Raw genomic sequence first — 23,156 nt, 5'->3', positions numbered from 1 at the left:
CATGGCCGAGGTCGTGCGGGTGGTCCTGCTGATCGCCTTGGCGGCGGCCCTGCTGACGACCCTGGCTCTGACCCTGGGGTGGTGGATGGAGCCGCCGCGTCGGATCCGCCGCGCCCTTCTGAAGGCCCTTGGCGTTCCGCCCGAAGTCGAGGCCGTGTCGCCTCGCGAGGGGCGGGCCTGCGCCCTGAACTTCGACATCGAACAGGTGGTGGTTCTGTGGGCCAACGGCGCCCACGGCCTGGCCTACGCCTTCGAGGAGGTCGAGGGCGGCGAGATCATCGTCGACGGCCATGTGGTGGCCCGCATCCGGCGCGGCGAGGCGCGCAAGTCGCTCGACGTGCTGGCGCCCGACGCCGAACAGGTGGTGCTGCGGCTGATGTTCGCAGACGCCCGCCACCCCGAGTTCGAGCTGGCCCTGTGGGACGCCAGCTTTGCAGGCGAGACCGGCTCTCCCGGCGAGGCGCTACGGCTGGGCCGGCGCTGGCTGTCGCACCTCGAGGCCCTGCTGAAGGGCTGAGGCGAACCATCGCCCCCTTTCGATTGTTGGGCGAGAGGGTTAGAACCCCCGCTCATTCCTAACGACACGCCTTTTTACGGGAGGCCGCCTTGGCCCGCCTATTCGACGCCTATGTCGTCGCCGACTGGACCGCCGCCGAAACCAAGAAACTCGGCGACACCTCGCTGTGGATCGGGGTGGCGAAGCGCGACGTGCGGTTCCGCCTCTATACCGAGACGCACAATGTCGCCACACGGGCCGAGGGCGAGGCCCTGCTGGCCTCGATCCTGGCGGATCACAGGAAGCGCGGCGACCGGGTTCTGGTCGGTCTGGACTTCAATTTCGGCTATCCGGTCGGCACGGCCGCCCGGCTGAAGCTGGACGGAACCCCTTGGAATTCCATGTGGAAGTTCATCGCCGCCAATGTGGTGGACAAGGCCGATAATACGAACAACCGCTACCAGGTGGCGGCCAAGATGAACCGGCTGATGACCGACGAGGCCTGGCCGCTGTGGGGCGCCCCGGCGAAACAGGCGCAGCGCTGGCTGACGACCACCAAGCCCCCCGCAGGCGCCGGCGCCGACATCCCCGAGTTCCGGGCGACCGAGAACGCGGCGCGCAAGGGCAAGCTGCAGCCCAAGAGCGTGTGGCAGATGCACGGCGCGGGCGCCGTAGGCGGCCAGACCCTGGTGGGCATCCCGGCCGTGCGCAGGCTGTTGGAAAGCCTGGGGTCTTCGGGCGCCGTCTGGCCGTTCGGCACCGGCTGGCGCGAACTGACGCCCGAAGACGTCGAGCCCCTGTCGGCGCTCGTGGTCGAGGTCTGGCCGTCTATGTTCGACGGCAAGCCCAACGAGGGCGAGTTCAAGGATCAGGCCCAGGTCCGCTCCACCGCCGAAGCTCTGGCCCACATGGACGAGGCCGGCGATCTGGCCAAGGCCTTCGGTCCGCCCAAGGACGCCACGCCCGAGTTGATCGCCCAGGTCGAGCAGGAAGAAGGCTGGATTCTGGGGGTCTGAACCTGGAGAAAACCTCGACAAATTCTGGAGAATTTGTCGAGGTTCTATCGGTCAGGACAGGCGGTCTCGGAACTCGGAATAATCGAATTCGCGGACCAGTTTCAGCGCGTCGGTGTCGCTGTTCCACAGGGCGATGGCCGGCAGCGGCACCCCGTTGAAGGTGTTGGTCTTCACCATCGAATAATGGGCCTGGTCCAGGAAGGCGATGCGGGTTCCGGCGGTCGGCGGCGTGGTGAAGCCATAGTCGCCGATGATGTCGCCGGCCAGGCAGGAGGGCCCGCCCAGACGCAAGGTCACGCCGCCCTCGCCTTCGTTCAGCATGGCGGGGCGATAGGGCGCCTCGATCACATCCGGTATGTGGCAGGTCGCCGAGATGTCGGTGATGGCGACGTCCATGCCGTTGTGGAAGGTGTCCAGCACCTCGCCCACCAGTATGCCGGCGTCCAGGGCCACGGCCTCGCCTGGCTCAATATAGACCTGCAGCCCGTGGGTCTCGCCCAGGCGGCGCAGGAAGGCGGCCAGGTCGTCAATCCGGTAGTCGGCGCGGGTGACGTGGTGGCCGCCGCCCAGGTTGATCCACTTCAGGTCCGCCAGCAGGGGCGCCAGCTTGGGCTCCACCGCGGCCCAGATCCGCTCCAGCGGCTCGAACCCCTGTTCGCACAGGGCGTGCATGTGCAGGCCGTCGACGCCGTTCAGATGCTCGGGCGTCAGTTGCGACACCGGGAAGCCCAGGCGCGAGCCCAGCTGGCAGGGGTCGTATTTGGCGACCTCGCCTTGCGAATGCTCGGGGTTCAGACGCAGGCCGATGTCGAACACCTCGCCCTCGGCACGGGCCGTGGCGATCAGCTCGGCGAAGCGGGCGATCTGGTCCGGGGCGTTGAAGATGACCGTGTCCGACAGACGCAGGATCTCGGGCAGGTCGGCGGGCTTGTAGGCGGGGGAATAGGTGGTCAGGTGGCCGTGATAGAACTCCCGCGCCAGCCGCGCCTCCCACAGGCCCGAGGCGCAGACGCCGTCAAGGTATTCCCCAACGACGTCGGCCAGCGACCACATCGAGAAGGCCTTCAGGGCCAGCAAGACCCGGGCGTTTCCGCGCGCCCCGACGTCCTGAAGGACCGACAAGTTGCGACGCACCGCGACCTCGTCGACCACGAAGGCGGGCGACGGGACGCGGTTCAGATCGAACCGGGCGAAGGCGCCCGGTCCGCCGGCCTGGGTCTGCATGACCATGGGCGTGTCCTCAGAAGTCCAGCGGAGCGGGCAGTTCCTCGACCGTCCACGGCAGACCGTGCTTGTTCAGCATGTCCATAAAGGGATCGGGGTTCAATTGTTCAATGTTGAACACGCCCTCGCCCTTCCACTGGCCGGTCAGCATCAGGGCCGCGCCGATCATGGCGGGGACGCCGGTGGTGTAGCTGACGGCCTGGTTGCCGGTCTCGGCATAGGCTTCCTGATGGTCGCAGATGTTCTTGACGTAGACCGTCTTGGCCGCGCCGTCCTTCAGACCGGTGGCGATCGTGCCGATATTGGTCTTGCCCTTGGTGATCGGGCCGAGCGACGAGGGTTCGGGCAGCAGGGCCTTCAGGAACTCGATCGGAATGATCTCGCGGCCCTGGAACATCATCGGCTCGATCGAGGTCATGCCGATGTTCTCGAGCACTTCCAGATGCTTCAGATAGGAGTCGCCGAAGGTCATCCAGAAGCGGATGCGCTTGATTTCCGGATAGAATTTGGCCAGCGACTCCAGTTCCTCATGATACATGAGGTACATGTTCTTCTGACCCACGCCCTCGAAGTCGAAGGTCTGCTTGTGCGACAGGGCCGGACCCTCGACCCACTGGCCGTCGGCCCAGTGACGCGACGGGGCGGTGACTTCGCGCAGATTGATCTCAGGGTTGAAGTTGGTCGCGAACGGAAGGCCGGTGTCGCCGCCGTTGCAGTCCAGGATGTCGAGCGTCTCGATCGAATCCAGCAGGTGCTTCTTCGTATAGGTGGTGAAGACCGAGGTCACGCCGGGGTCGAAGCCCGAGCCCAACAGGGCCATCAGGCCGGCATCCTTGAAGCGGTCCTGATAGGCCCACTGCCACGTGTATTCGAACTTGGCCTCGTCGCGCGGCTCGTAGTTGGCGGTGTCGAGATAGTTGACCCCGGCAGCCAGGCAGGCGTCCATGATGGCCAGGTCCTGGTACGGCAGGGCCAGGTTGACGACCAGGGCGGGCTTGACCGCCTGGATCAGGGCCGTGGTCGCCGCCACGTCGTCGGCGTCGATCGCCGCCGTGTCGATGGTCACGCCAAAGCGCGACTTGACGGATTCGGCGATGGCGTCGCACTTAGACTTGGTGCGGCTCGCCAGAGTGATGTGCGAGAAGATGTCCGCATTCATCGCCATCTTGTGGACGGCGACCGAACTGACGCCGCCGGCGCCAATGACCAGCACCCTGCTCATGTGTGCTTCTCCTGAAGACTGAAATGCTCTGGCGACATCGCCGCCCTTATAAAGGGCGGGGCTCTTAGCACGATGATGACAGGACCGCTAATGCGGGGGGCGATTGGGGAGAATTCAGGGGGCTGTTTGACCGGTCGTCGGTTTTCTCGCTTTCGCTACAGGCCGCTCACCGGTGGGCTTTAGGTGCTGGTGGCCGTCTTCAGCGGAGGCGCGGCGCTCGTCGCGGCTGGCGCTGGCGTATGGTCAAGCCACTGAGCAATCACCGGGGCCGCGCCTACGATACCGAGGATTAGGCCCGCAACGCCAACCACCAGGATAAAAATCCAATGGGCGGCGAGCGCTTGCCCTAAGCTGCTGATCGACGAGCCGTAAACGTCTCGCCAAAGCTTGCTTCTTGTCTTGAGCCGCTGCTGCGAGGCGAGCATCGCGATATCGCTGAGCGCCTGCACCTTAACCAGCGTAGACTGGTGCATGGCCACGAAATTCCCGGTTGTAAAGGCATCCGCCTCTTCCGCACCGGTCAGGAAGGCTGTCCGATGAATGCTGTTGTGGTCCACTAGCCACTCAATCCTCGGGTGACCGCTGTATTCCTTCCCGTAAATGTCGATCAGCAGCGGTGACAAATCGAGCTTCTGGTCGTCGCTTAACTCCACGGGCTCGCCGGCGAGAACGCGATAACGGTGGGCTATAGCCTCAAAACCGTAGTTCGAGTCCCGCATGTTCCAGTGAAGCCAAGTGTAGGCACGGTGATGGTCTCTGACGAACTGATAGAATTCGTCCAGCATATGACGTTCGCAGCGGTCCAGATTCCTCGCGATGTTGTCGAGAAGACCAAGTTTTTCGGCGGCGAGGTGAAGAGAGAAGGACTTAGTCTGGGACGAGTCTCCTCGGCGTACGGCGATCGAGGTTACCCGCCGCGACGCGGGCTTAGAGTAGTCGTAGAAACTCTCGCACGAATAATGGATCACCAGCGCAGGACCGCTGAGAGCGGATCGCAGCCTCTTCAGGGCGGTGGTGTGCCGCTTGTAGTCGGTCATCAGTAAGCCCACCCGAATCGGACACCTTCACAGTGTCCACGGCGTCTAGAATATGGGGTAAATATACCGATCCATAGTTGCTTCGATCTCCCGTGCAAATCGGCTCGGGGAATGCGCCGCATCTATGCGCCCATGTCGGACAATCGCTAATTTGAGGGACGTCGCCTTTCAGCCGGTGGCAAACTTGCGCCGTCGCCATCAGATCAGCTTTTGAAGTCGTCCGCGCGAATCTGCCCTATCGTACTGATCCACGGTTGAGGACCACCATGGCTTACAAAGCGAACGTAATTTCCGTCATGATCGCGTCCCCCAGTGACGTGCCCACAGAGAGGGCGCTCGTGCGCCAAATCCTGACAGAGTGGAACGACGTCTACTCAAAGCGGGAGTCCCTGGTCCTGATGCCGGTTGGCTGGGAAACGCATTCCTCACCCGAGCTATCGGGCCGGCCCCAGGACATGATCAATGAACGTCTGCTGACTGATGCAGACCTGCTGATCGGCATCTTCTGGACGCGGGTCGGCAGTGACACCGGCAAGGCCATCAGTGGGTCTATCGAAGAGATCGATCGTCATAGGGAGGCAGGCAAGCCCGTTATGATCTACTTCTCCGACGCTCCCGTGCGCCCGGACAGCGTGGATCACGACCAGTACGAGAAACTCAAGGAGTTTAAGAAGTGGGCGATGACAGAAGGGCTCGTCCAGACTTATGAAAGCATCGACGACTTCAGGATGAAGCTGCAACGGCAGGTGCCGTTGGCTCTCCAGCAAAACCCGTACTTGCAGTCGATCATCGATCCCAGTGAGGGTGGCTACGTCACGGTGAACCTCGACCCTGACCTAGCCTCCTTCAGACCATCGCCCCCCCCCCTCTCGGAGGCAGGTGACATTCTACTTCGAAGCGCTGTTCAGGACGGGACCGTGATGGTCCTACGAACGCTCGGCGGCACGCATGTCCAAGCCGGGCGTGAGAGTTTCGGGGACAATAGTCCACGAGACACTGCTCGGTGGACCGGAGCCGTTGAGGAACTCGTTGAAAGGGGTTTCCTCGCTGACCGGGGGTACAAAGGCGAGGTGTTCGCGGTCACCAATGCCGGCTTCGAGTACGCCGAAGAGATGGGGTACCCAACCAGTACGGCCCCTTAGAGTCGGGCATAGAGGCCTAGAAACGCCAGCCCTCGGCTTGAATGACCGCTAGTGGATTTAGTCAATCGGCCTTGTCAGTATCTACATCGTGCCCCACGAAAGTCTGCTCGAACACATCGGCCGCCATGCGTCTCAACCTGAGTTGCGCATTGGAGGGATTGTCAGCGAGGAAACCAACCACTCCGGCAGCGATTTCTGGAATTGTGAGTTGGTCTTGATCATCGCCGGGCAGGAGGACGACGAAGGCTTCACGCAAACGGCTCTTCGCGGCTTCGATCCGCCTCGGCGGGTCGCCATGAGCTACACCGTTTCGTAATTCGTTAAAGCGCTGAAGAACCGTTAGTAGCGACTCCCCCGCTTCCTTTGGGCCGCGCCAGAAAGCACCGAGCACTTTCATTCGGTTAGCATGACTCAAGGTTCTTAAGGAATCCGGGTAGACTGCGAGTTTGTCGACCACCAGAGCGACTTCGCGTTCCACCGCAAGATGATAGACGAGAACTTCAGCGACACCGATATCGAGGCGTTCACCGGCCTCTGCGAGGCGCTTTAATCCTTCAAATGCATCATAGCCCACCCGCGCCATCATCGCTCCCCAAACATTTGGCCACCTCGTTTTCAAAGGCATCGGTCCGGCGGACATTTACGCTGGAATGTAACGTCAACTTGGCGCTGGCGTGAGGTTCGGACCGGACCTTTAGAAGGTTATTCTAAGTTGAAAACGCCAAGTAAGCATTCCTGAACGGTCGGGTTTTCGCCTCCGCCCCCTACCCGATCAGCGCCCGCGCCGCCGCCCTTGCCTCATCCGTGATCTCCGCCCCCGACAGCATCCGCGCGATCTCTTCCTGACGGCGCGCGTCGTCCAGGGCGACGACGGTGGTGGTGGTCGCGCCCTCGTGGTCGGCCTTCATCACCTTCCAGTGGGCGTGGCCGCGGGCGGCGACCTGGGGGCTGTGGGTGACGACCAGGACCTGGGCGCCGGTGGACAGGCGTTTCAGGCGCGAGCCGACGGCCTCGGCCACGGCGCCGCCGACGCCCTGGTCCACCTCGTCGAAGATCATGACCGGCTGGCGCATGTCCTCGCGGCTGGCCAGGGCGGCCTTCATGGCCAGGGCGAACCGGGCCAGTTCGCCGCCCGAGGCGATGGCGTCCAGCGGGCCGAAGTCGGTTCCGGCGTTGGTGGCGATCTGGAAGCGCACCGTCTCGACCCCGTCGGGGCCGCGACGGCCCTCGATCGGCTCCAGCGCGACGCGGAACCGGGCGCGCTCCAGCTTCAGCGGGCCCAGTTCGCCCATGACGGCGGCGGTCAGGCGGTCGGCCGCCGCCTCGCGCGCCGAGGTCAGGAAGGTGGCGGCCAGGTCATAGGATTCGGCGGCCTCGGCGGCCTCGCGGCCGGCGTTGGCAAGGGCCTCCTCCCCGTCCTCGATCAGGCGCAACTGCTCGCGCAGGCGGATGCGCAGCGACGGCAGGGCGTCGACCGTGGTGTTCAGCTTGCGGGCGGCGGCGCGCAGGGCGAACAGCCGTTCCTCGGCCTTGTCCAGGCGGCCGGGCTCATAGTCGAAGGCGTCGGCGGCGGCGTCCACGGCGGCGACCGCCTCGGCCGCCTCGACCATGGTGCGGTCGATGGCCTCGACCGCGGCGGACAGTTTGACAATGACCGGATGGTCGCCCTCGGCCCCCGCCTGGCCGGCGCGCTGGCGGGCGTGTTCGACGGCGCGCAGGGCGGCGCCCAGCTTCTGGCTCAGCTTGTCGCCGCCCAGCTGGGTGCGGGCGTCGGCGAGATCGGCGATGGCCTTTTCGGCGGCGCCCAGCAGGGCGCGTTCGCCGGCCAGTTCGGTCTCCTCGTCAGCGCGGGGATCCAGGGCGTCCAGTTCGGACAGGTTGAGCGTGATCTCCTCGACACGCACGGCGGCGTCGGCGGCCTGGGCCTTCAGCTCGGCCAGTTTCGCCTCGGCGGCCTTCAGCTTGACCGAGGCGGCGGCGACAGCCTGGAGCTGGGGTTGCAGACCGCCATAGGCGTCCAGGGCGCCGCGATGGGTGCGCCAGTCCAGCAGGCCGACGGTCTCGTGCTGGCCGTGGACCTCGACCAGGGCGGCGCCGATCTCGCGCAGGGCCGTGACCCCGGCGGGCTGGTCGTTGACATAGGCCCGGCTGCGGCCGTCGGCGCTCAGAACGCGGCGCAGGATCAAATCTTCGCCCGGCTGAACCTCGAACCCCTTGTCGGCGATCAGCGCCAGCAGGTCCGGGTCGTCCGGGGCGCTGAAGATGGCGGTGGCGACCGCCTGTTTGGCGCCCCGACGCACCAGGCCGGCGTCGCCGCGCCCGCCCAGGGCCAGGCCCAGGGCGTCCAGAATGATCGACTTGCCCGCCCCCGTCTCGCCGGTCAGCACGGTCAGGCCGCCGTCCACCTCGAGGTCGAGCACATCGACCAGGACGATGTCGCGGATGGAAAGGGCGGTCAGCATGGAGGTTGGTCGCCGGTGGAACGAATCAGGATCACGCCGACAGAATCGAGACATGTTCGGGGATACACAAGTGCGTTCCCCCGCCCGTCCCGGACGATCAGCCGGGGATGATTCGCTGGAGCCAGGATTCGCGCTTGGCCTCGGGGGCTTTTTCCGGGGTTTGGCCGTTCTCGGTCAGCAGGGCGTAGGCCTCGGCGTACCAGGGGCTGCCGGGGAAGTTGTAGCCCAGGACGGCGCCGTTGCGCGTCGCCTCTTCTTTCAGACCCAGCTGCATATTGACCTCGACCAGGCGGTACAGGGCCTCGGGCGTATGGGAGGTGCGCTGGAACTCGGGGTTGGCGATGACGGCCTTGTAGCGGTTCAGGGCCGCCAGCGGCTGGTTGGCGCGCTGGTAATAGCGGCCGATGTTCATTTCCTTGCCGGCCAGCTGGTCGTTGACCATGTCGATCTTGACGGCGGCGTCGCTGGCGTAGGGCGTGCCCGGATAACGGCGGGCGACGTCCTTCAGCCCGGCCAGGGCGGCGTTGGCGTAGCCCTGGTCGCGGCCCACGTCGGTGATCTGTTCGAAGTTGCAGACCGCCTTCATGTAGAAGGCGTAGGCGGCCGACGGATTGCCCGGGAACAGGGCGATGAACCGGTCGGCGGCGGCGATGGCGTCCGCATAGTTGTTGTTCTGATAGAAGGCGTAGACCTGCATCAGGATCGAGCGACGCGCCCAGTCCGAATAGGGGTGCTGGCGTTCCACCTCCTGGAAATAGTCGACGGCGTCGGCCCAGCGCTTCTGTTCCAGGCGCTGATAACCGGTGTTGTACAGCGCCTCGACCGGCCGCTCTTCATAGGCCAGCTTGGGGCGTGCATTGCCGGCGCAGCCCGCAATTGTCATTGCGGCGGCGGCCGCGGCCATCAGCACCAGGCCGGAACGGATCTTGGAAACGGACAAGGATGACCCCATGACGAGCGAAGACAGGCCTTCGGCCTGGCTCCGGAAACGAACGCGGCGTTCTCTAGCACCCACGACCGGACCGCGCCATGCCGACGAAAACTCTCCGCACACGACTTGCCCTGCCCGGCACCGCTGGTAAAGAGCGCGCCAACCGACCGCCGTTCATGGGGGTCGGATGACGGCGAAAGGATGACCAGCCGATGAAGCTGCTCTCAGGCAACTCCAACCGAGCCCTCTCTCAGGCCATCGCCGACCATCTGGACGCCCCCTTGACCAAGGCCCAGGTCAAGCGGTTCGCCGACAACGAGGTCTTCGCCGTCATTGAAGAAAACGTCCGCGGCGAGGACGTCTTCATCCTTCAGTCGACCAGCTATCCGGCCAACGACAATCTGATGGAGCTGCTGATCATCACGGATGCGCTGGTGCGCGCCTCCGCCCGTCGCATCACGGCCGTCATGCCCTATTTCGGCTACGCCCGTCAGGATCGCAAAACTGGCGGTCGCACGCCCATCTCGGCCAAGCTGGTGGCCAATCTGATCACCCGCGCCGGCGCCGACCGGGTGCTGACCATGGATCTGCACGCCGGCCAGATTCAGGGCTTCTTCGACATTCCGACCGACAATCTGGTGGCCACGCCGGTCTTGGCCCAGGACATCCGCGAGAATTATGCGCGCGGCGACGACCTGATGATCGTCTCGCCCGACGTGGGCGGCGTGGTGCGCGCCCGCTCGCTGGCCAGCCGCCTGAACGCCGACCTGGCCATCGTCGACAAGCGTCGCCCCAAGGCGGGCGAAAGCGAGGTCATGAACATCATCGGCGACGTCGAGGGCCGAAGCTGCATCCTGTTCGACGACATCGTCGACTCGGGCGGCACCCTGGTGAATGCGGCCAAGGCGTTGATCGATCAGGGCGCGACTGAGGTCTCGGCCTATATCAGCCACGGCGTTCTGTCCGGCCCCGCGGTGCAACGCATCACCGACGGGCCGCTGAAGGAGCTGGTGATCACCGACTCCATCGAACAACCCGATGAAGTCCTGAAGTGCTCGAAAATCCGCAGGGTTTCCGTCGCGCCGCTTATCGGTGAAGCTATCCGTCGGATCGCCAACGAAGAATCTGTGTCAAAGTTGTTCGATTAATCTTCGGCAAACCACTTTCGTCACGTTATAAGCGGCTTCAAGTACACGCCCCTTCCGGGGCCATAGTTCTGTGGACGCGCCCCTATGCCCAAGGCCTTCATGACCCGCGGCCTGTCGATCGCCGCCCTGGCAGCCGCTGTTTTCCTGGCGAGCTGCACCACCAAGGAGCCCGAGGCGCCTCCGCCTCCGCCTCCGCCGCCGCCGCCGGTTTCGCTGAACGAGGGCGTGGCGCAGGCGGCCTCCATCTATGTCGCCTTCCTGCGGGAAGCCGAGACCATCCAGCCCGGCGGCTTCCCGGACGCCGAATCCATCCAGGCCGCCATCCGCAAGGGCGCCTCGTATGAACCGGCCCAGCTGTCGCGCGGCCTGATCGCCTATGGCTCGATCATCGCGCTTCAATCGCCCGAGTTCGTGGCCGGGGTGCGCCAGTTCGCCGTCGATCCGGTTCAACGCCAGCAGGTGATCGCCCAGATCGTCGCCGATCCCGCCTATGCCGCCACCCTGCCGGGCGCCGACGCCGCGGCAGGCCTGATCACCGCCACCATCGGCAAGGACGCCGTCGCGATGCGCGCCATCGCCGAGGCCGTCGAGGCTGACGCCTATACGGTTCAGGAACGCAACGATCCACGCCGTCGCTGGGCCGTCACCCATGTGCCCAACCGGGAAGTTCGCCTGGAGGGCGCCAAGACCCTGTCGGCGGCGACCATGCTGCCGTCGGGCGATGAATCCAGCCGTCTGTTCACGGCCGCCAACACCGGACAGGGCCTGTCGGTCGAGGCGTCGCGCAAGGCGCCCCCCTATACGCCGGCCTTGACGCGATCGCTGGCCATCGCCGCCCTGGCCGCTCTCGGGGCCGCCGGTGACGAAGCCCGGGCCAATACCGACGCCCTGGTGGTCGAGACGAACAGCGAATTCTGCCTGAACATGTCCAAACTGATGCTGTTCCAGTGCCTGGCCGCCTCGCGCCCCGCCTATGAGGACATGTTCTGCCTGGGCCGTCACGTCGCTCGCGACCTGGCCACCTGCACCACCCAGGCGGTGCTGACCACCTCGATCACGGTCGGCGATCCCGAAGAGACCAGCACGCCCCCCGCTGCGGTTTCGCCGGTTTCGGTCACCCTGACGCCGACCCCCGCGCCGTCGCCGACGGCCTCGCTGAACACCACGCCCTCCTCATCGCGCTAAGCGACTTTCAGACAGACGAAGGCCCGCCCCGAGTGATCGGGGCGGGCCTTTTTCTTTACGCGGGACGGCCTATTCGTAGCCGTGCGCGGCCTCGTTGATCACCTGGGACGGCATGGACGAGAAGTCCACGGCGATGGGTTTGGCGGTCTTGGCCTGATAGGTCCGCAGCACATGGGTCATGCGGCGTCGCACTTCGCGTTCGGCCTCGGTCCCGGCGTCGAGCGACAGGGGCGCCAGGCAGAAGTCGATGATGGCTTCGGTTTGGGTCAGCGGTTCCATAGAGGTTCCTTTCCTTAAGCCGCGTGGGTGAACTGGGCGGTCTCGGTCGAGTCCTTCAGCGCCGTCGTCGAGGACGTGCCGTTGGAGATAACCGTGGCGACCTGGTCGAAATAGCCGGTGCCGACTTCGCGCTGGTGGCGCGTGGCGGTGTAGCCGATGGATTCGTTGGCGAACTCGCGCTGCTGCAGCTCCGAATAGGCCGCCATGCCGCGATCGCGATAACCGTCCGCCAGCTCGAACATCGAGTTGTTCAGGCTGTGGAAGCCCGCCAGGGTCACGAACTGGAACTTGTAGCCCATGGCGCCCAGCTCGCGCTGGAACTTGGCGATGGTGGCGTCGTCCAGCTTGGCCTTCCAGTTGAAGGACGGCGAGCAGTTGTAGGCCATCAGCTTGCCGGGATGCTCTTTCTGCACGGCCTCGGCGAACTTCTTGGCGTCGTCCAGATCCGGATGCGACGTCTCCCACCACAGCAGGTCGGCGATGTTGGCGTAGGACAGGCCGCGCGCGATGCAGTGGTCCAGGCCCGTTCCCTCCTTCAGGCGGAAGAAGCCCTCCGGCGTGCGGTTGTCGCGGTCGATGAAGGGCTGGTCGCGCTCGTCGATGTCCGAGGTGATCAGTTGGGCGCTCTCGGCGTCGGTGCGGGCGACCGTGATGGTCGGCGTGCCCATGACATCGGCGGCCAGACGCGCAGCCACCAGATTGCGCTCATGCGCCTGGGTCGGGATCAGAACCTTGCCGCCCAGGTGGCCGCACTTCTTCTCCGACGCCAGCTGGTCCTCGAAGTGGACGCCGGCGGCGCCCGCCTCGATGAAGGCCTTCATGATCTCGAAGCTGTTCAGCGGCCCGCCGAAGCCAGCCTCGGCGTCGGCGACGATGGGCACGAACCAGTCACGCTTGGCGCCGCCCTCGGCGTGCTCGATCTGGTCGGCGCGCTGCAGGGTGCGGTTGATGCGGCGGCACAGTTCCGGCGCGGCGTTGGCCGGGTACAGCGACTGGTCCGGGTACATGGCGCCGGCCGTATTGGCGTCGGCCGCGACCTGCCAGCCCGACAGATAGATGGCCTTCAGCCCGGCGCGGACCATCTGCATGGCCTGGTTGCCGGTGACGGCGCCCAGGGCGTTGATGAAGGGCTCGTCGTGCAGCAGCTGCCACAGACGATTGGCGCCGCGTTCGGCAAGCGTGTGGGTGACAGGCACCGAGCCGCGCAGACGCAGGACGTCCTCGGGGGTGTAGGGACGCTCGATGCCGTCGAAACGGCCGGCGGGCGAAGGAACCAGATCGGCGAAGGTGGTCATGGTCGAACTCGGTCTCTGAATGGCGCGGCCGCAGCCGCCGTCTCGGAGACAAGAACACGCGGAAGTCATGAATGACACAGAGATAGGCGCTCCTTTAAAGTCATCTTGTCATACTATGACTTTGCATATTCAGTCACATTATGACATTCTGCGCCTATGGAGACGTCCGCTGACCGCAAACTTTTCCTTGGCGCGCGACTGAAGCGGCTGCGCCGCGACCTGGGCCTGACCCAGACGGCGATGGCGACCGATCTTGAGGTTTCTCCCAGCTATCTCAATCACATCGAACGCAATCAGCGCCCGGTTTCTGCCCAGTTGCTGCTGCGCCTGGCCGACACCTATGACGTCGATCTGCGCGCCCTGAACCAGGGCGGGGCCGCCGATGAGGCGCGGCTGACCGAGATCCTGGCCGATCCCCTGTTCAAGGGGCTGTCGGCGCCGCGGCACGAACTGGTGCAGGTTCTGGAAGAGGCGCCGGGGATCGCCGACGCCCTGTTGCGGCTCTATCAGGCCTTCGACGACGGCCGCACCCGCGCCCGCGCGGCGTCCGAGAACGGCGAAGGCCTGATCGAGGCCAGTCCGGCCGAATGGGTGCGGGAATATATCCAGTCGCGCGGCAATCATTTCCCTGAACTGGACCAGATGGGCGAGGCCCTGTCGGACGCGCTTGCGAATGACGCCCCGGCCCATGGCGACGGGTTTGAGCCGGCGGCGCGCCTGCGGCTGGCGGCCAAGCACGACCTGGGCGTCCGCACCTTGCCGGCCGAGGTGATGGTGGAATGGACGCGGCGCTATGACCTGCACCGGCGGCGGCTGCTGCTGTCCGAGACCCTAGGGCCGTCCTCGCGCGCCTTCGCCGTCGCCTATCAGCTGGTCCTAGTCGAACACGGACAGGCGCTGAACGCCATGGTCGAGACGGCCGGCGCGCCCGACGCCGCGACGCGATCCTTGTTGAAAGTGGCCCTGACCAATACCCTCGCCGCCGCGACCCTGATGCCCTACGCCGCCTTTCAGCGCACAGCCGAGGAGACGGGCTATGACCTGGCGCGGCTGCAGGCGCGGTTCGGGGTCAGTTATGAGCAGGCGGCGCATCGTCTGACTACCCTGTCGCGGCCGACGGCGCGGGGGGTGCCCTTCTTCCTGATGCGGGTCGATCAGGCGGGCAACATCTCCAAACGCTATGCGGCGGGGGCGTTTCCCTTTTCGCGCTATGGCGGCGCCTGCCCGCGCTGGCGGCTGCACTCAGCCTTCCGCACGCCGGGCCGGATCATCACCCAGATCATCGAGACCCCGGCCCAGGACGGCAAGCCCGGCGGCCGCTGGTTCACCTTCGCCCGGACGGTCGAGCGGCAGGGCCGGGACGGCTTCGGCGAGAGCCACGACCTGGCCATCGGCCTGGGCTGCGAACTGCGCCACGCCCATCGCCTGGCCTATGCCCACGGCCTGGATCTGGAGCGGCCCGAGGTCACGCCCATCGGCCCCGCCTGCCGCCTGTGTCACCGCCATCCCTGCGCCGAACGCGCCGCTGCGCCGATCGACCGGCCGCTGGCGGTGGACGACTGGTCCAAATCGGTCAGCCCCTATCCGTTCGCAGCGATGTGAGTTCACATCTACTCATAGTTGCGATAGGGTTTCGCAATGACCCACAGTGTCCTCAAGCTGGATCTGACCGACGAAGTCCTGAGGTGTCTCAAGGACGCGGCGCTTGAGGCAAGGATGGCTCCCGAAGACTATGCCGTGAGGATTATCGTGGAGGCGCTGATGGAATCGCACGGCGACACGGGCGAAGGCGGCATGATGGTCTGTGAAGACGCCGCAGTCTTTGAGGCAAGGCCGTCGGAGCATGACTGGACCGAGGCAGATCGCCGCCTCGCGGAGTATGATCGCACCGGCAAGTTCGTCACACTGGAAGACGCCATGCGGCGGTTTGAACAAGCCGTAGAAGACAAGTTGGCCGCCCGCCGTTGAAATACACCGTCCGGTTGGGAGAGGCGGTCGATGCGGACCTTCAACGCCTAGCGGAATTCATTGGCCAGCATAGCGAAACGGCGGCCCGCCGTTGCGTAGTTGCGATCCAGAAAGGCGTCACATCCCTGGAAGTCATGCCTAACCGCCATCCGATTATCAGAGACAATCGACGCGAGCTTTACATCCCCTTCGGCGCCAGCGGCTACGTGGTTCAGTACCGCGTCGATTTGGACGTGGTCGTTGTCGCCCGCATCTTCCACTCCCGCGAAGACCGCTGAAGTCACGGCGACCTCAATGGCTCAGCAGCAGCCAGGACTGGCTGCGGTTCAGCAGGGCCTGGGTGACGCCGCCCAGGACCCATTCCCGCATCCGCGAATGACCCCAGGCGCCGGAGACGATCAGATTGGCGCCGGTCTGTTCGACCAGGGCCAGGATGCGGTCGCCGGCAGGGCGTTCGTCGCGCACCTTGGCCTCGCTTTCGGCGACGACGCCATGGCGGCGCAGCCAGGCGGCGACGTCGGCGACGCGCGCGGCGGCGGCGGCCGCGTCGGCCGAGGCGCAGATCTCGACCACCTTGACCTCGCGCGCCTGTTTCAGCAGCGGCAGGGCGGCGGCGACCGCGCGTTGGGCCTCGCGGCCTTCCTTCCACGCCACCAGGACGACGCCGTCGACCGGCGCGGCCTGGGCGTGAGGCGGCGCGACCAGAACGGGCCGGCCGATGTTCATGATCAGGTCTCCGGCGTCCGGCGCACGATAGGGCAGGCGCCCGGCGTCACGCCCCACCAGGATCAGGTCGGCCGCCCGCGCATGGCGTGCGACGCACGAGGCGGGATAGCCCGTCTCAGCTCGCCATTCGTGATCTATGCCGGTATCCTTCATGGCCTCTAGGAATCGGACCTTGGCGGCGGACAGTTCTCCGTCCGCCTGGTCCCGGCGCAAGGACAGGATTTCGCCGGCCATTCCCCCGGCGACATAGGCGTCGACCAGCGGCGGCTCGGGCTCGCTGACGGATATGCCGATCAGGGTCGCGTCATGGATGGCGGCGAGATCGCGCGCGAAACCGATCCGCGCGACATTGTCGGCTTCGTCATCCACATAGACCATCAGGCTTGCATAGGTCATGGCGGTGCTCCTCTTTACCGAAGCCTGAATGCGCCCTTCGGACCCTGCCCGCCTTGATCCGCATCAAAGCCGTCAGATCAGGATCACCCGCCCGTTCTCCAGACGGAAAGCGACGCCGGTGCGCTGGAACAGGCGGGCGATGACGGCGGAAGGGTTGGCGACGCCCTGGTCCAGCATGGTCGAGATGTCGTTGGCCAGGGTGGGGTCGCGCGACAGGCGGGTCAGAGCGCCCAACCATTCGTCGCGGCTCAGCACCCCGTCGTCATTGTCGCGCCGCTGGAAATCGGCGACCACGTCGAAGAAGTCGCCCCCGCCCGCGCGTCGCTCCGCCGCTTCGATGACCAGGCCCCAGACGGCGCCGCAGGCGTAATAGGCGCGGTTGTCGCCCCGGTCCCCGGCCGAGGCCACGGGCTTGCCCGTCGACAGAGTGACGCAGTCGTCCACCTCGCGCTGCAGTTCGGCCCGGTCGTCATAGGCGGGGTCGATGGCCTTTAGCGCCCGCACCGCCATCAGGTCGGCCCCGCCCTCGGTGATCCAGGCCTCGCGGGCGTATTGATATTTCAGCCCCTGCGACCCCAGCCAGAAATGCGCCGCCTCGTGGCCGATGAACCAGTGGGCACGGGCCAGGGCCTGGGCGTCGGGGTCCAGCACCCCCTCCCCTTCGAAATTCATCGAGATCAGACCCGGCAAAACGCTGCCCCCCATGCTGGACAGGGATTTGGTCGGGCCGGTCCAGCTGACCATCAAGGTGGGCGCTTCGCCCTGAGCCCGACCCAGACGCTGGGCGTAATAGGCCATGACGCGGGGGGTGAAACCGGCCAGTTCGTCGCCCAGCCAGCGCGGCAGGCCGGGATCGATCACGGTGGTGATCCCCTCCCCCTGGCGCGTCGTCGCGTCGCCGAACAGGACATAGGTCTGGGCGTCCACCGCCGTCACCTGGGGCGCGCGCTCGCCCTTGAACAGAACCGGGCCGGCGCGGTCACGCCAGGTCACGCTGGCCGGACCGCCGGGCACATCGACGCCATTCAGATCGCGCGGCAAAGCGCGGGCGGCGGCGGCTGACTCCAGCGGGATGACGTCGAACTGGCCGGAAAATAGCGCCACCGTGCCGTCCGAGAACACCAGGGCCGGGTCATATTCGGCCTCCAGATCGCCGGGGCGCGGCGTCATGATGATGCGGACATTGCGCGGCACAGGCCCGCCGTCGGTCGAGCGCAACACGTCGTAATCGCCGATCCGCTCCAGCACCACGCCCGGCGTCTCCACCCGCCACCAAGCCGGTCGCCACGGCTGGCGGCTCTCGCGTAGCAGGGCCGAGCGGAAGAAGGCCCAGGCCGGGGCGTCGCGGTCCATCTGATAGTCGGCGGTCCAGCGGCCGCCGTCGCGTTCGACCGACACGGCGACGCGACCGTCCTCGGCCGCGCCCCGGCCTTGAGAGCCGACGACGGCGGGCGAGGCGCAGGCCGCCACGGTCGAGAAACCGACAAGGGCGGCGCAGATAAGGGCCGTCTTCAGACGCATGGAGTTCTCCGATTGATCATGGCGGCCATAGCGACGACGGGCGACAGCGTCACCTTAAGCCTTCGTCATCCGCGCGCCGCGTCCAGAGCGCGTCCGGCCGCCGCCAGTTCCCCCGCCATGACGGCCTTAAGCCGCGCGGGCGCCAGGATCATGGCCTGTTCGCCCCAGGTGAACAGGTGCCAGGCCAGTTCGCGCATGCCAGACGCCCGGAACCGCACGATGACGCCGCCGTCCGCCTGGTCCTCGAACGACTGGGTCGGGTGCCAACGCCAGCTCTTCGCCTCGGCCGCACCCTCGGGGGCGATGCGAAGCACCACGTCCTCGATCTCGTCCTGATAGATGCCGAAGGACTGGCTGGCGAAAACGCCCAGGTCGAAGTCGGCGGGCGGGGCCGCCACCCCCTCCTGCGGGGCGACGCTGCTCATCCGGTCCAGGCGGAAGGTCTGGATACGGCCGGTCTCGCGGTCGGCGGCGACCAGATAGTTGGCGCGGCCGAACATGACCCCGCACGGGGCGACGGTGCGGCGGCGCGGTTCGGCGCCCGGCCGGGAATAGGTGAAGCCAAGCGGCTGTTGCGCCAGCACCGCCCCGCGAATGGCGGTCAGCAGGCCTTCGTCCGCCGAGGGGCGCGGCCCGGCCTGGACGGCGATGGTCTCGGCCCGCACCAGGGCCTCCAGATCCGGGGCCATCCGGTTCAGGGTGGTGGAGCGCATCGCCGCCTTCAGCTTGCGCTCCAGTCCCTCCAGCGCCGCCGCCCGCGCAGGTTCGCCCGCCGTGCGCAGGCCTGTGGCCGCCTTGGACAATTCCAGCATCTCGGTGGCCGTGGGGGCCTGTTCGAAGGCCGACAGACCGCCGCGGATGCGCCAGCGTTTCGACGGCGGGTCCGACACCTCCTCCACCGTCGGGAACAGCATGAAGACGGCGTCGCGCATGCGCTCGGCGGTGCGGCGAGCGACGCGCATGTCACGCGCCATCTCGTCGATGGTCAGGCCTTCGGCGCTGGCGGCCATACGCCGCGCCAGGTCGATCACCATGGCCGCCTTGTCGTGTCTCACCGTCGCTCCTGAATGATACGTCCGTTTCTGACGTATCAGTGCGCCATAACATCCTCATCGACAAGAGGCCGACCGCTTCAGGAGATCATCAAATGGCTCGTTTCAATCCTACCAACGCCGTCAACGCCAACCGCTATCTGATCGTGCCGTGCGAGGCCGACGGATCGTCGGACCTGGCCGTCATCTGGGATCGGCTGGAAGAACAGGTGGTGGACGTCATCTCCGCCGCCGCCATCGCCCGCTATTCGGACGAGGACGCCCTGTGGGACGAGGCCCGGTCGGACCCGGCGGAAACGCCCTGGCTGATGGCGGCCTGAATTCAGGCGACTTTGGGCTTGGTCCAGCGGTCGATCAGGCGCTGGGCCGGCCGTTCGACCAGATTGTGAGCGCAGACGGCGATCACGACGATGAAGCCGAACAGGCCGAGCGCGAACAGGTCGTTCAGCCAGACCGAGCCGAAGTCGACGCGCCGTCCGCCCGGCATCCAGTCCAGCTTGCGCGCGATGATCAGCATCACGGTCAGGATGAACATGTGGACCATGTAGATGGAGAAGGACCAGCGCCCCAGGGTCACCAGGGCCGGATGATCCAGCAGGCGCGACACCCGTCCCTCCTCGCCTGCGAACACCCAGACCAGGGCGACGAAGACCAGGGTGACGGCCACCGTCACCGGCCCCTGGGCCCAGGCCACGAAGACGCAAGTTCCGACGATGGCCGCGATCTCCAGCCCCGTGGCGGCGAGGCCCTTCAGGCGCGGGATGTTCATCCATAGGCCCTGCAGCAGGCAGCCCAGGAAGAAGCCATAGACGGCGCGCGGCACGGCGAAGTCATAGGTGGTGTTCATCCAGCGCCGGGCGTAGCTGACCACCAGCACGCCCCCGACGATGGCCAGGACCAGGCCGATCCAGCGGAACCGCTTGGGCGCCACCAGGACCAGGCCGGCGAAGATCAGATAACAGGCCCACTCTGCGCTCAGCGTCCAAGACGGCCCGTTCCAGGTCAGGTGCGGATGGATGTGCCAAGCCTGGATCAGGGCCAGATTGGTGAAGATCGCCCCCACCGACCGATCCCCCGTAAACGGCGCCGCCCCATCAAAATGGAAAACCAGCCGCGCCAGTTCAAGCCCTACATAGGCCGCCAGCATCAGCACGTGCATCGGCCAGATCCGCCCGAACCGCCGCACCATGAACCGCCCGGCGTCCGCCCCCGTCTTCAGCCGCTCGGCATAGGCATGTGCGATGACGAAGCCCGACAGGACGAAGAAATAATCGACGAACAGATAGGCGTGCTGGATGAAGTCCCAGCTCCGCCAATGGCTGGCGACCGGCATGTGGAACATGACCACCAGGATGGCGCACACCCCGCGCAGGGAATCGAGCGCCTCGAAACGGCGATGGGCGACGAGGGCGGGTTTGGACAGCGTGTTCACGGATGCGTGATAGCGCTGGTCACGTTCGGGCGATAGGGGTTTCAGCGGTTGGCGAGACGATGGGCCGGACGGCCCTCATCACCCCGGATGGCGGGCTCGCATCGCCCCCACGGATTGGTCGCACAGGTCGCGCAGCACCGCGCCATCCAGCTGGTCCAGTCGGTTGACGTAGATACAGCCCACGCCGGTCTTCACCTTGCCCAGCTTCGCCACCAAATCCTCCCGCCCTGGGAAGCCGGCGACATAGAGGACCAGGTTGGCCTTGCGCGGCGAGAAGCCGATCAGCGGCCAGTCGCCGGTCGGGCCGTCGGTATGGCCGAAGCCGACGATGGACGATCCCCACATCACCGCCGGTTCGCCGGTCGCCTCGGCCATCAGGGCGCACATGGCCGCTGCGTCGGCCCGTCGGCGCGGGTCCTCGACGGCGGCGATGAAGTCATCGACCGAGGCGTCGGTGGGTCGGGTCTTCACCTAACGAGTCTTGGGCGCGCTGGCCATGATCACCCCTCCAGAGGCGGCCCATCATCCGGCGCCAGCTCGAAACCGGCAAATTCGAACCCCGGCGCGACCGTGCATCCGACCAGGGTCCAGTCGCCCAGGCTTCGCGCCGCCTGCCACGCCCCGGTCGGCACCACCGCCTGCGGCCTCTGCCCCGCCGCCAGATCGACGCCCAGGATCACGACGCCCTGCCCCTCGATCTCCAGCGCCAGAGGCGCGCCGGCGTGGAAATGCCAGATCTCGGCCGCGTCCACCCTGTGCCAGTGCGACCGCTCGCCCGCCGCCAGCAGAAAATAGATCGCCGTCCCCACCGACCGCCCCTCGACCGTGCGTGGGTCGCGGAAAGTCTCGCGATAATGGCCGCCCTCGGGATGGGGCTGGAGGTCGAGCAGGCGGATGATGTCGGCGGCGGTTACGCCATCGAAACTAGACACGGACACAATCCTTGATGATCATGAGACAGGCCCATCATATCGATTTGGCCGTGTCGGGACAGCCGACGTTCAGGATCGAGGGTCTGTCGGATGACTGAGATCAAGATGGTCCGAGCCCGCCGCGTTCGGGCGTTGGCCGACCACCGACTGGAGATCGTGTTCGACGACGACACCCTGGGCGTCATCAATCTGAGCGAGTTCACGGCACTGGGGCCGATGACCGAACCCTTGAAGAATCCGGCCTTCTTCGCCCGCGTCTTCGTCGAGATGGGCGTTCCGACCTGGCCCAACGGCTGCGACATCGATCCGATCAATGCGCACAGGATGATGCGTGATACGGGGACGTTGCGGCCGGTGAGCGAGGCGGCATGAGACTTTTGCGAGTCAGCCTTCTAATTTTCTCATCGCTGATGCTCACTTCGTGCGGCGACAAAGAAAACTGGACGCTGTTCGTTTATCCAGCAGGTAGTAGCGGCCACGCCCTCATCACGCCCGGCTTTACTCGCGAAATGTGCAAGCTGGCGGGACAAGAAGCCGTGCAGTCACACTCCTACGCGCCTGGCCGCAGTGCGATGATCGAAAGCGGAAACAGCGGACAGCCCACCTTCGAGTGTGGCCGTCAGTGTCGTGTTGATGAAGGTCGAACGATCTCTGTCTGCGCTGAAACGATAGACGCTGACGACTAAAGTCCCTTCACGATACCCTCGACCATCTTCTTGGCGTCGGCGAACAGCATCATGGTGTTGTCGCGGAAGAACAGCTCGTTCTCCACGCCGGCATAGCCCGAGCCCATGCCGCGCTTGATGAACAGCACGGTCCCAGCCTTCTCCACGTCCAGGATCGGCATGCCGTAGATGGCGCTGGTCGGGTCGGTCTTGGCGGCGGGGTTGGTGACGTCGTTGGCGCCGATGACGAAGGCGACGTCGGCGGTGGCGAACTCGGCGTTGATGTCTTCCAGCTCGAACACCTCGTCATAGGGGACGTTGGCCTCGGCCAGCAGGACGTTCATGTGGCCCGGCATGCGGCCGGCGACGGGGTGGATGGCGTATTTCACCTCGACCCCTTCTTCCTTCAGCTTGTCGGCCATTTCGCGCAGCGCATGCTGGGCCTGGGCCACGGCCATGCCGTAGCCGGGCACGATGATGACCTTGGACGCGTTCTTCAGGATGAAGGCGGCGTCCTCGGCCGAGCCCTGTTTGACCGGCCGCGTCTCCTTGGCGCCGGCGGGACCGGCCGCCGCGTCCGCGCCGCCGAAGCCGCCCAGGATGACGCTGATGAAGCTGCGGTTCATGCCCTTGCACATGATGTAGCTCAGGATCGCGCCCGACGACCCGACCAGGGCGCCGGTGATGATCAGGGCGATATTCTCCAGCGTGAAGCCGAGCGCCGCCGCCGCCCAGCCGGAATAGGAGTTCAGCATCGACACCACGACGGGCATGTCGGCGCCGCCAATGGGGATGATCAGGGTCGCGCCCAGCACCAGGGCGATCAGGAAGACGCCCCAGAAGGCCCAGGTCGCCGCCCCGCCGGTGCCGATCAGAATGCCGATCAGGAAGACCAGGCCAAGCGCCAGGCCGACATTGATAAGGTGCCGCGCCGGCAGGATGATCGGCGACCCGCTCATGTTGCCGTTCAGCTTGGCGAAGGCGATGACCGAGCCGGTGAAGGTGATGGCCCCGATGGCGACGCCGA

Annotated in this window: 26 protein-coding genes; 11 read left to right on the top strand and 15 right to left on the bottom strand. The window is 65.9% G+C overall.

The window, feature by feature from the left end:
• Window position 1: 1 nt before the first annotated feature.
• Together Q7J26_RS08925 and Q7J26_RS08920 are read left to right on the top strand one after the other, a co-directional pair.
• Complete coding sequence (locus Q7J26_RS08925; RefSeq protein WP_304936107.1) at window positions 2-517, top strand: hypothetical protein; 516 nt, start codon at window positions 2-4, stop codon at window positions 515-517.
• Window positions 518-606: 89 nt separating this feature from the next.
• Window positions 607-1,512, top strand: coding sequence for a cobalamin biosynthesis protein CbiG (locus tag Q7J26_RS08920; protein WP_304936106.1), 906 nt, complete (start codon window positions 607-609; stop codon window positions 1,510-1,512).
• 51 nt (window positions 1,513-1,563) lie between these two features.
• Here Q7J26_RS08920 and Q7J26_RS08915 read toward each other — a convergent pair whose 3' ends face one another.
• The 3 genes from Q7J26_RS08915 to Q7J26_RS08905 all read right to left on the bottom strand — a co-directional run bounded on the left by Q7J26_RS08915 (window position 1,564) and on the right by Q7J26_RS08905 (window position 4,995).
• The gene (locus tag Q7J26_RS08915; RefSeq protein WP_304936105.1) at window positions 1,564-2,742 is read right to left on the bottom strand and encodes a carboxynorspermidine decarboxylase; all 1,179 of its coding nucleotides are present in this window, start codon (window positions 2,740-2,742) and stop codon (window positions 1,564-1,566) included.
• Window positions 2,743-2,752: 10 nt separating this feature from the next.
• A complete protein-coding gene (locus Q7J26_RS08910; protein WP_304936104.1) occupies window positions 2,753-3,958 on the bottom strand; it encodes a saccharopine dehydrogenase family protein in 1,206 nt (401 codons plus the stop codon).
• A gap of 179 nt (window positions 3,959-4,137) precedes the next feature.
• Window positions 4,138-4,995, bottom strand: coding sequence for a hypothetical protein (locus Q7J26_RS08905; protein ID WP_304936103.1), 858 nt, complete (start codon window positions 4,993-4,995; stop codon window positions 4,138-4,140).
• Window positions 4,996-5,261: 266 nt separating this feature from the next.
• Here Q7J26_RS08905 and Q7J26_RS08900 point away from each other — a divergent pair, with 266 nt between their 5' ends.
• Complete coding sequence (locus Q7J26_RS08900) at window positions 5,262-6,137, top strand: hypothetical protein (protein WP_304936102.1); 876 nt, start codon at window positions 5,262-5,264, stop codon at window positions 6,135-6,137.
• A 61-nt stretch (window positions 6,138-6,198) separates the two neighbouring features.
• Here Q7J26_RS08900 and Q7J26_RS08895 read toward each other — a convergent pair whose 3' ends face one another.
• From Q7J26_RS08895 to Q7J26_RS08885, 3 genes are all read right to left on the bottom strand, one after another.
• Entirely contained in the window at window positions 6,199-6,723 is a 525-nt protein-coding gene (locus tag Q7J26_RS08895; RefSeq protein WP_304936101.1) for a hypothetical protein, read from the bottom strand.
• Window positions 6,724-6,901: 178 nt separating this feature from the next.
• The gene (gene recN, locus Q7J26_RS08890) at window positions 6,902-8,599 is read right to left on the bottom strand and encodes a DNA repair protein RecN (RefSeq protein ID WP_304936100.1); all 1,698 of its coding nucleotides are present in this window, start codon (window positions 8,597-8,599) and stop codon (window positions 6,902-6,904) included.
• A gap of 97 nt (window positions 8,600-8,696) precedes the next feature.
• A complete protein-coding gene (locus Q7J26_RS08885; RefSeq protein WP_304936099.1) occupies window positions 8,697-9,551 on the bottom strand; it encodes an outer membrane protein assembly factor BamD in 855 nt (284 codons plus the stop codon).
• A 191-nt stretch (window positions 9,552-9,742) separates the two neighbouring features.
• Here Q7J26_RS08885 and Q7J26_RS08880 point away from each other — a divergent pair, with 191 nt between their 5' ends.
• Window positions 9,743-10,678, top strand: coding sequence for a ribose-phosphate pyrophosphokinase (locus tag Q7J26_RS08880; protein ID WP_304936098.1), 936 nt, complete (start codon window positions 9,743-9,745; stop codon window positions 10,676-10,678).
• A gap of 84 nt (window positions 10,679-10,762) precedes the next feature.
• Window positions 10,763-11,863 (top strand): hypothetical protein, encoded by a 1,101-nt coding sequence (locus tag Q7J26_RS08875; RefSeq protein ID WP_304936097.1) that lies wholly within the window; start codon window positions 10,763-10,765, stop codon window positions 11,861-11,863.
• Between the two features lie 69 nt (window positions 11,864-11,932).
• Here Q7J26_RS08875 and Q7J26_RS08870 read toward each other — a convergent pair whose 3' ends face one another.
• Window positions 11,933-12,142, bottom strand: coding sequence for a hypothetical protein (locus Q7J26_RS08870; RefSeq protein ID WP_183195938.1), 210 nt, complete (start codon window positions 12,140-12,142; stop codon window positions 11,933-11,935).
• A gap of 14 nt (window positions 12,143-12,156) precedes the next feature.
• The gene (aceA, locus tag Q7J26_RS08865; RefSeq protein WP_304936096.1) at window positions 12,157-13,437 is read right to left on the bottom strand and encodes an isocitrate lyase; all 1,281 of its coding nucleotides are present in this window, start codon (window positions 13,435-13,437) and stop codon (window positions 12,157-12,159) included.
• A gap of 156 nt (window positions 13,438-13,593) precedes the next feature.
• Here aceA and Q7J26_RS08860 point away from each other — a divergent pair, with 156 nt between their 5' ends.
• From Q7J26_RS08860 to Q7J26_RS08850, 3 genes are read left to right on the top strand one after another with little or no spacing between them, the layout of a single operon-like run.
• Complete coding sequence (locus Q7J26_RS08860; RefSeq protein WP_304936095.1) at window positions 13,594-15,039, top strand: short-chain fatty acyl-CoA regulator family protein; 1,446 nt, start codon at window positions 13,594-13,596, stop codon at window positions 15,037-15,039.
• 36 nt (window positions 15,040-15,075) lie between these two features.
• Window positions 15,076-15,405: a hypothetical protein gene (locus tag Q7J26_RS08855; protein WP_304936094.1), complete on the top strand. Its 330-nt coding sequence runs from the start codon at window positions 15,076-15,078 to the stop codon at window positions 15,403-15,405.
• Window positions 15,402-15,683: a type II toxin-antitoxin system RelE/ParE family toxin gene (locus Q7J26_RS08850; protein ID WP_370651930.1), complete on the top strand. Its 282-nt coding sequence runs from the start codon at window positions 15,402-15,404 to the stop codon at window positions 15,681-15,683. Before Q7J26_RS08855 ends, Q7J26_RS08850 begins: the two co-directional genes overlap by 4 nt.
• Window positions 15,684-15,696: 13 nt before the next feature.
• Here Q7J26_RS08850 and Q7J26_RS08845 read toward each other — a convergent pair whose 3' ends face one another.
• The 3 genes from Q7J26_RS08845 to Q7J26_RS08835 form a co-directional block, all read right to left on the bottom strand.
• Window positions 15,697-16,527: a universal stress protein gene (locus tag Q7J26_RS08845; protein ID WP_304936093.1), complete on the bottom strand. Its 831-nt coding sequence runs from the start codon at window positions 16,525-16,527 to the stop codon at window positions 15,697-15,699.
• A 72-nt stretch (window positions 16,528-16,599) separates the two neighbouring features.
• Complete coding sequence (locus tag Q7J26_RS08840) at window positions 16,600-18,048, bottom strand: hypothetical protein (protein ID WP_304936092.1); 1,449 nt, start codon at window positions 18,046-18,048, stop codon at window positions 16,600-16,602.
• A gap of 65 nt (window positions 18,049-18,113) precedes the next feature.
• Complete coding sequence (locus Q7J26_RS08835; protein WP_304936091.1) at window positions 18,114-19,103, bottom strand: YafY family protein; 990 nt, start codon at window positions 19,101-19,103, stop codon at window positions 18,114-18,116.
• Between the two features lie 92 nt (window positions 19,104-19,195).
• Here Q7J26_RS08835 and Q7J26_RS08830 point away from each other — a divergent pair, with 92 nt between their 5' ends.
• The gene (locus tag Q7J26_RS08830) at window positions 19,196-19,420 is read left to right on the top strand and encodes a hypothetical protein (RefSeq protein ID WP_304936090.1); all 225 of its coding nucleotides are present in this window, start codon (window positions 19,196-19,198) and stop codon (window positions 19,418-19,420) included.
• A 2-nt stretch (window positions 19,421-19,422) separates the two neighbouring features.
• Here Q7J26_RS08830 and Q7J26_RS08825 read toward each other — a convergent pair whose 3' ends face one another.
• From Q7J26_RS08825 to Q7J26_RS08815, 3 genes are all read right to left on the bottom strand, one after another.
• The gene (locus Q7J26_RS08825) at window positions 19,423-20,532 is read right to left on the bottom strand and encodes an acyltransferase (protein WP_304936089.1); all 1,110 of its coding nucleotides are present in this window, start codon (window positions 20,530-20,532) and stop codon (window positions 19,423-19,425) included.
• A gap of 78 nt (window positions 20,533-20,610) precedes the next feature.
• The gene (locus tag Q7J26_RS08820) at window positions 20,611-21,003 is read right to left on the bottom strand and encodes a DUF1801 domain-containing protein (protein WP_304936088.1); all 393 of its coding nucleotides are present in this window, start codon (window positions 21,001-21,003) and stop codon (window positions 20,611-20,613) included.
• 29 nt (window positions 21,004-21,032) lie between these two features.
• A complete protein-coding gene (locus Q7J26_RS08815) occupies window positions 21,033-21,464 on the bottom strand; it encodes a cupin domain-containing protein (protein WP_304936087.1) in 432 nt (143 codons plus the stop codon).
• A gap of 90 nt (window positions 21,465-21,554) precedes the next feature.
• Here Q7J26_RS08815 and Q7J26_RS08810 point away from each other — a divergent pair, with 90 nt between their 5' ends.
• Window positions 21,555-21,836 (top strand): DUF2442 domain-containing protein, encoded by a 282-nt coding sequence (locus Q7J26_RS08810; RefSeq protein WP_304936086.1) that lies wholly within the window; start codon window positions 21,555-21,557, stop codon window positions 21,834-21,836.
• Window positions 21,833-22,150 (top strand): hypothetical protein, encoded by a 318-nt coding sequence (locus tag Q7J26_RS08805; RefSeq protein ID WP_304936085.1) that lies wholly within the window; start codon window positions 21,833-21,835, stop codon window positions 22,148-22,150. The genes Q7J26_RS08810 and Q7J26_RS08805 overlap by 4 nt, the downstream gene beginning before the upstream one ends.
• Here Q7J26_RS08805 and Q7J26_RS08800 read toward each other — a convergent pair.
• A partial coding sequence (locus tag Q7J26_RS08800) for an NAD(P)(+) transhydrogenase (Re/Si-specific) subunit beta (RefSeq protein ID WP_304936084.1) occupies window positions 22,147-23,156 on the bottom strand: 1,010 nt, incomplete at its 5' end. The genes Q7J26_RS08805 and Q7J26_RS08800 overlap by 4 nt on opposite strands.

The organism is Brevundimonas sp. (assembly GCF_030656255.1).
Lineage (GTDB): Bacteria > Pseudomonadota > Alphaproteobacteria > Caulobacterales > Caulobacteraceae > Brevundimonas.
Note: the sequence above shows the minus strand (reverse complement) of the source record. Positions and strands in the feature narration are given on the sequence as shown.

Bases quoted from the DNA above. Each gene is read 5' to 3' on its own strand.
- Q7J26_RS08925 (WP_304936107.1), top strand. From the start codon at position 2: ATGGCCGAGGTCGTGCGGGTGGTCCTGCTGATCGCCTTGGCGGCGGCC.
- Q7J26_RS08915 (WP_304936105.1), bottom strand. From the start codon at position 2,742: ATGGTCATGCAGACCCAGGCCGGCGGACCGGGCGCCTTCGCCCGGTTC.
- Q7J26_RS08910 (WP_304936104.1), bottom strand. From the start codon at position 3,958: ATGAGCAGGGTGCTGGTCATTGGCGCCGGCGGCGTCAGTTCGGTCGCC.
- Q7J26_RS08905 (WP_304936103.1), bottom strand. From the start codon at position 4,995: ATGACCGACTACAAGCGGCACACCACCGCCCTGAAGAGGCTGCGATCC.
- Q7J26_RS08900 (WP_304936102.1), top strand. From the start codon at position 5,262: ATGGCTTACAAAGCGAACGTAATTTCCGTCATGATCGCGTCCCCCAGT.
- Q7J26_RS08895 (WP_304936101.1), bottom strand. From the start codon at position 6,723: ATGATGGCGCGGGTGGGCTATGATGCATTTGAAGGATTAAAGCGCCTC.
- recN (WP_304936100.1), bottom strand. From the start codon at position 8,599: ATGCTGACCGCCCTTTCCATCCGCGACATCGTCCTGGTCGATGTGCTC.
- Q7J26_RS08885 (WP_304936099.1), bottom strand. From the start codon at position 9,551: ATGGGGTCATCCTTGTCCGTTTCCAAGATCCGTTCCGGCCTGGTGCTG.
- Q7J26_RS08880 (WP_304936098.1), top strand. From the start codon at position 9,743: ATGAAGCTGCTCTCAGGCAACTCCAACCGAGCCCTCTCTCAGGCCATC.
- Q7J26_RS08875 (WP_304936097.1), top strand. From the start codon at position 10,763: ATGCCCAAGGCCTTCATGACCCGCGGCCTGTCGATCGCCGCCCTGGCA.
- Q7J26_RS08870 (WP_183195938.1), bottom strand. From the start codon at position 12,142: ATGGAACCGCTGACCCAAACCGAAGCCATCATCGACTTCTGCCTGGCG.
- aceA (WP_304936096.1), bottom strand. From the start codon at position 13,437: ATGACCACCTTCGCCGATCTGGTTCCTTCGCCCGCCGGCCGTTTCGAC.
- Q7J26_RS08860 (WP_304936095.1), top strand. From the start codon at position 13,594: ATGGAGACGTCCGCTGACCGCAAACTTTTCCTTGGCGCGCGACTGAAG.
- Q7J26_RS08855 (WP_304936094.1), top strand. From the start codon at position 15,076: ATGACCCACAGTGTCCTCAAGCTGGATCTGACCGACGAAGTCCTGAGG.
- Q7J26_RS08845 (WP_304936093.1), bottom strand. From the start codon at position 16,527: ATGACCTATGCAAGCCTGATGGTCTATGTGGATGACGAAGCCGACAAT.
- Q7J26_RS08840 (WP_304936092.1), bottom strand. From the start codon at position 18,048: ATGCGTCTGAAGACGGCCCTTATCTGCGCCGCCCTTGTCGGTTTCTCG.
- Q7J26_RS08830 (WP_304936090.1), top strand. From the start codon at position 19,196: ATGGCTCGTTTCAATCCTACCAACGCCGTCAACGCCAACCGCTATCTG.
- Q7J26_RS08810 (WP_304936086.1), top strand. From the start codon at position 21,555: ATGACTGAGATCAAGATGGTCCGAGCCCGCCGCGTTCGGGCGTTGGCC.
- Q7J26_RS08805 (WP_304936085.1), top strand. From the start codon at position 21,833: ATGAGACTTTTGCGAGTCAGCCTTCTAATTTTCTCATCGCTGATGCTC.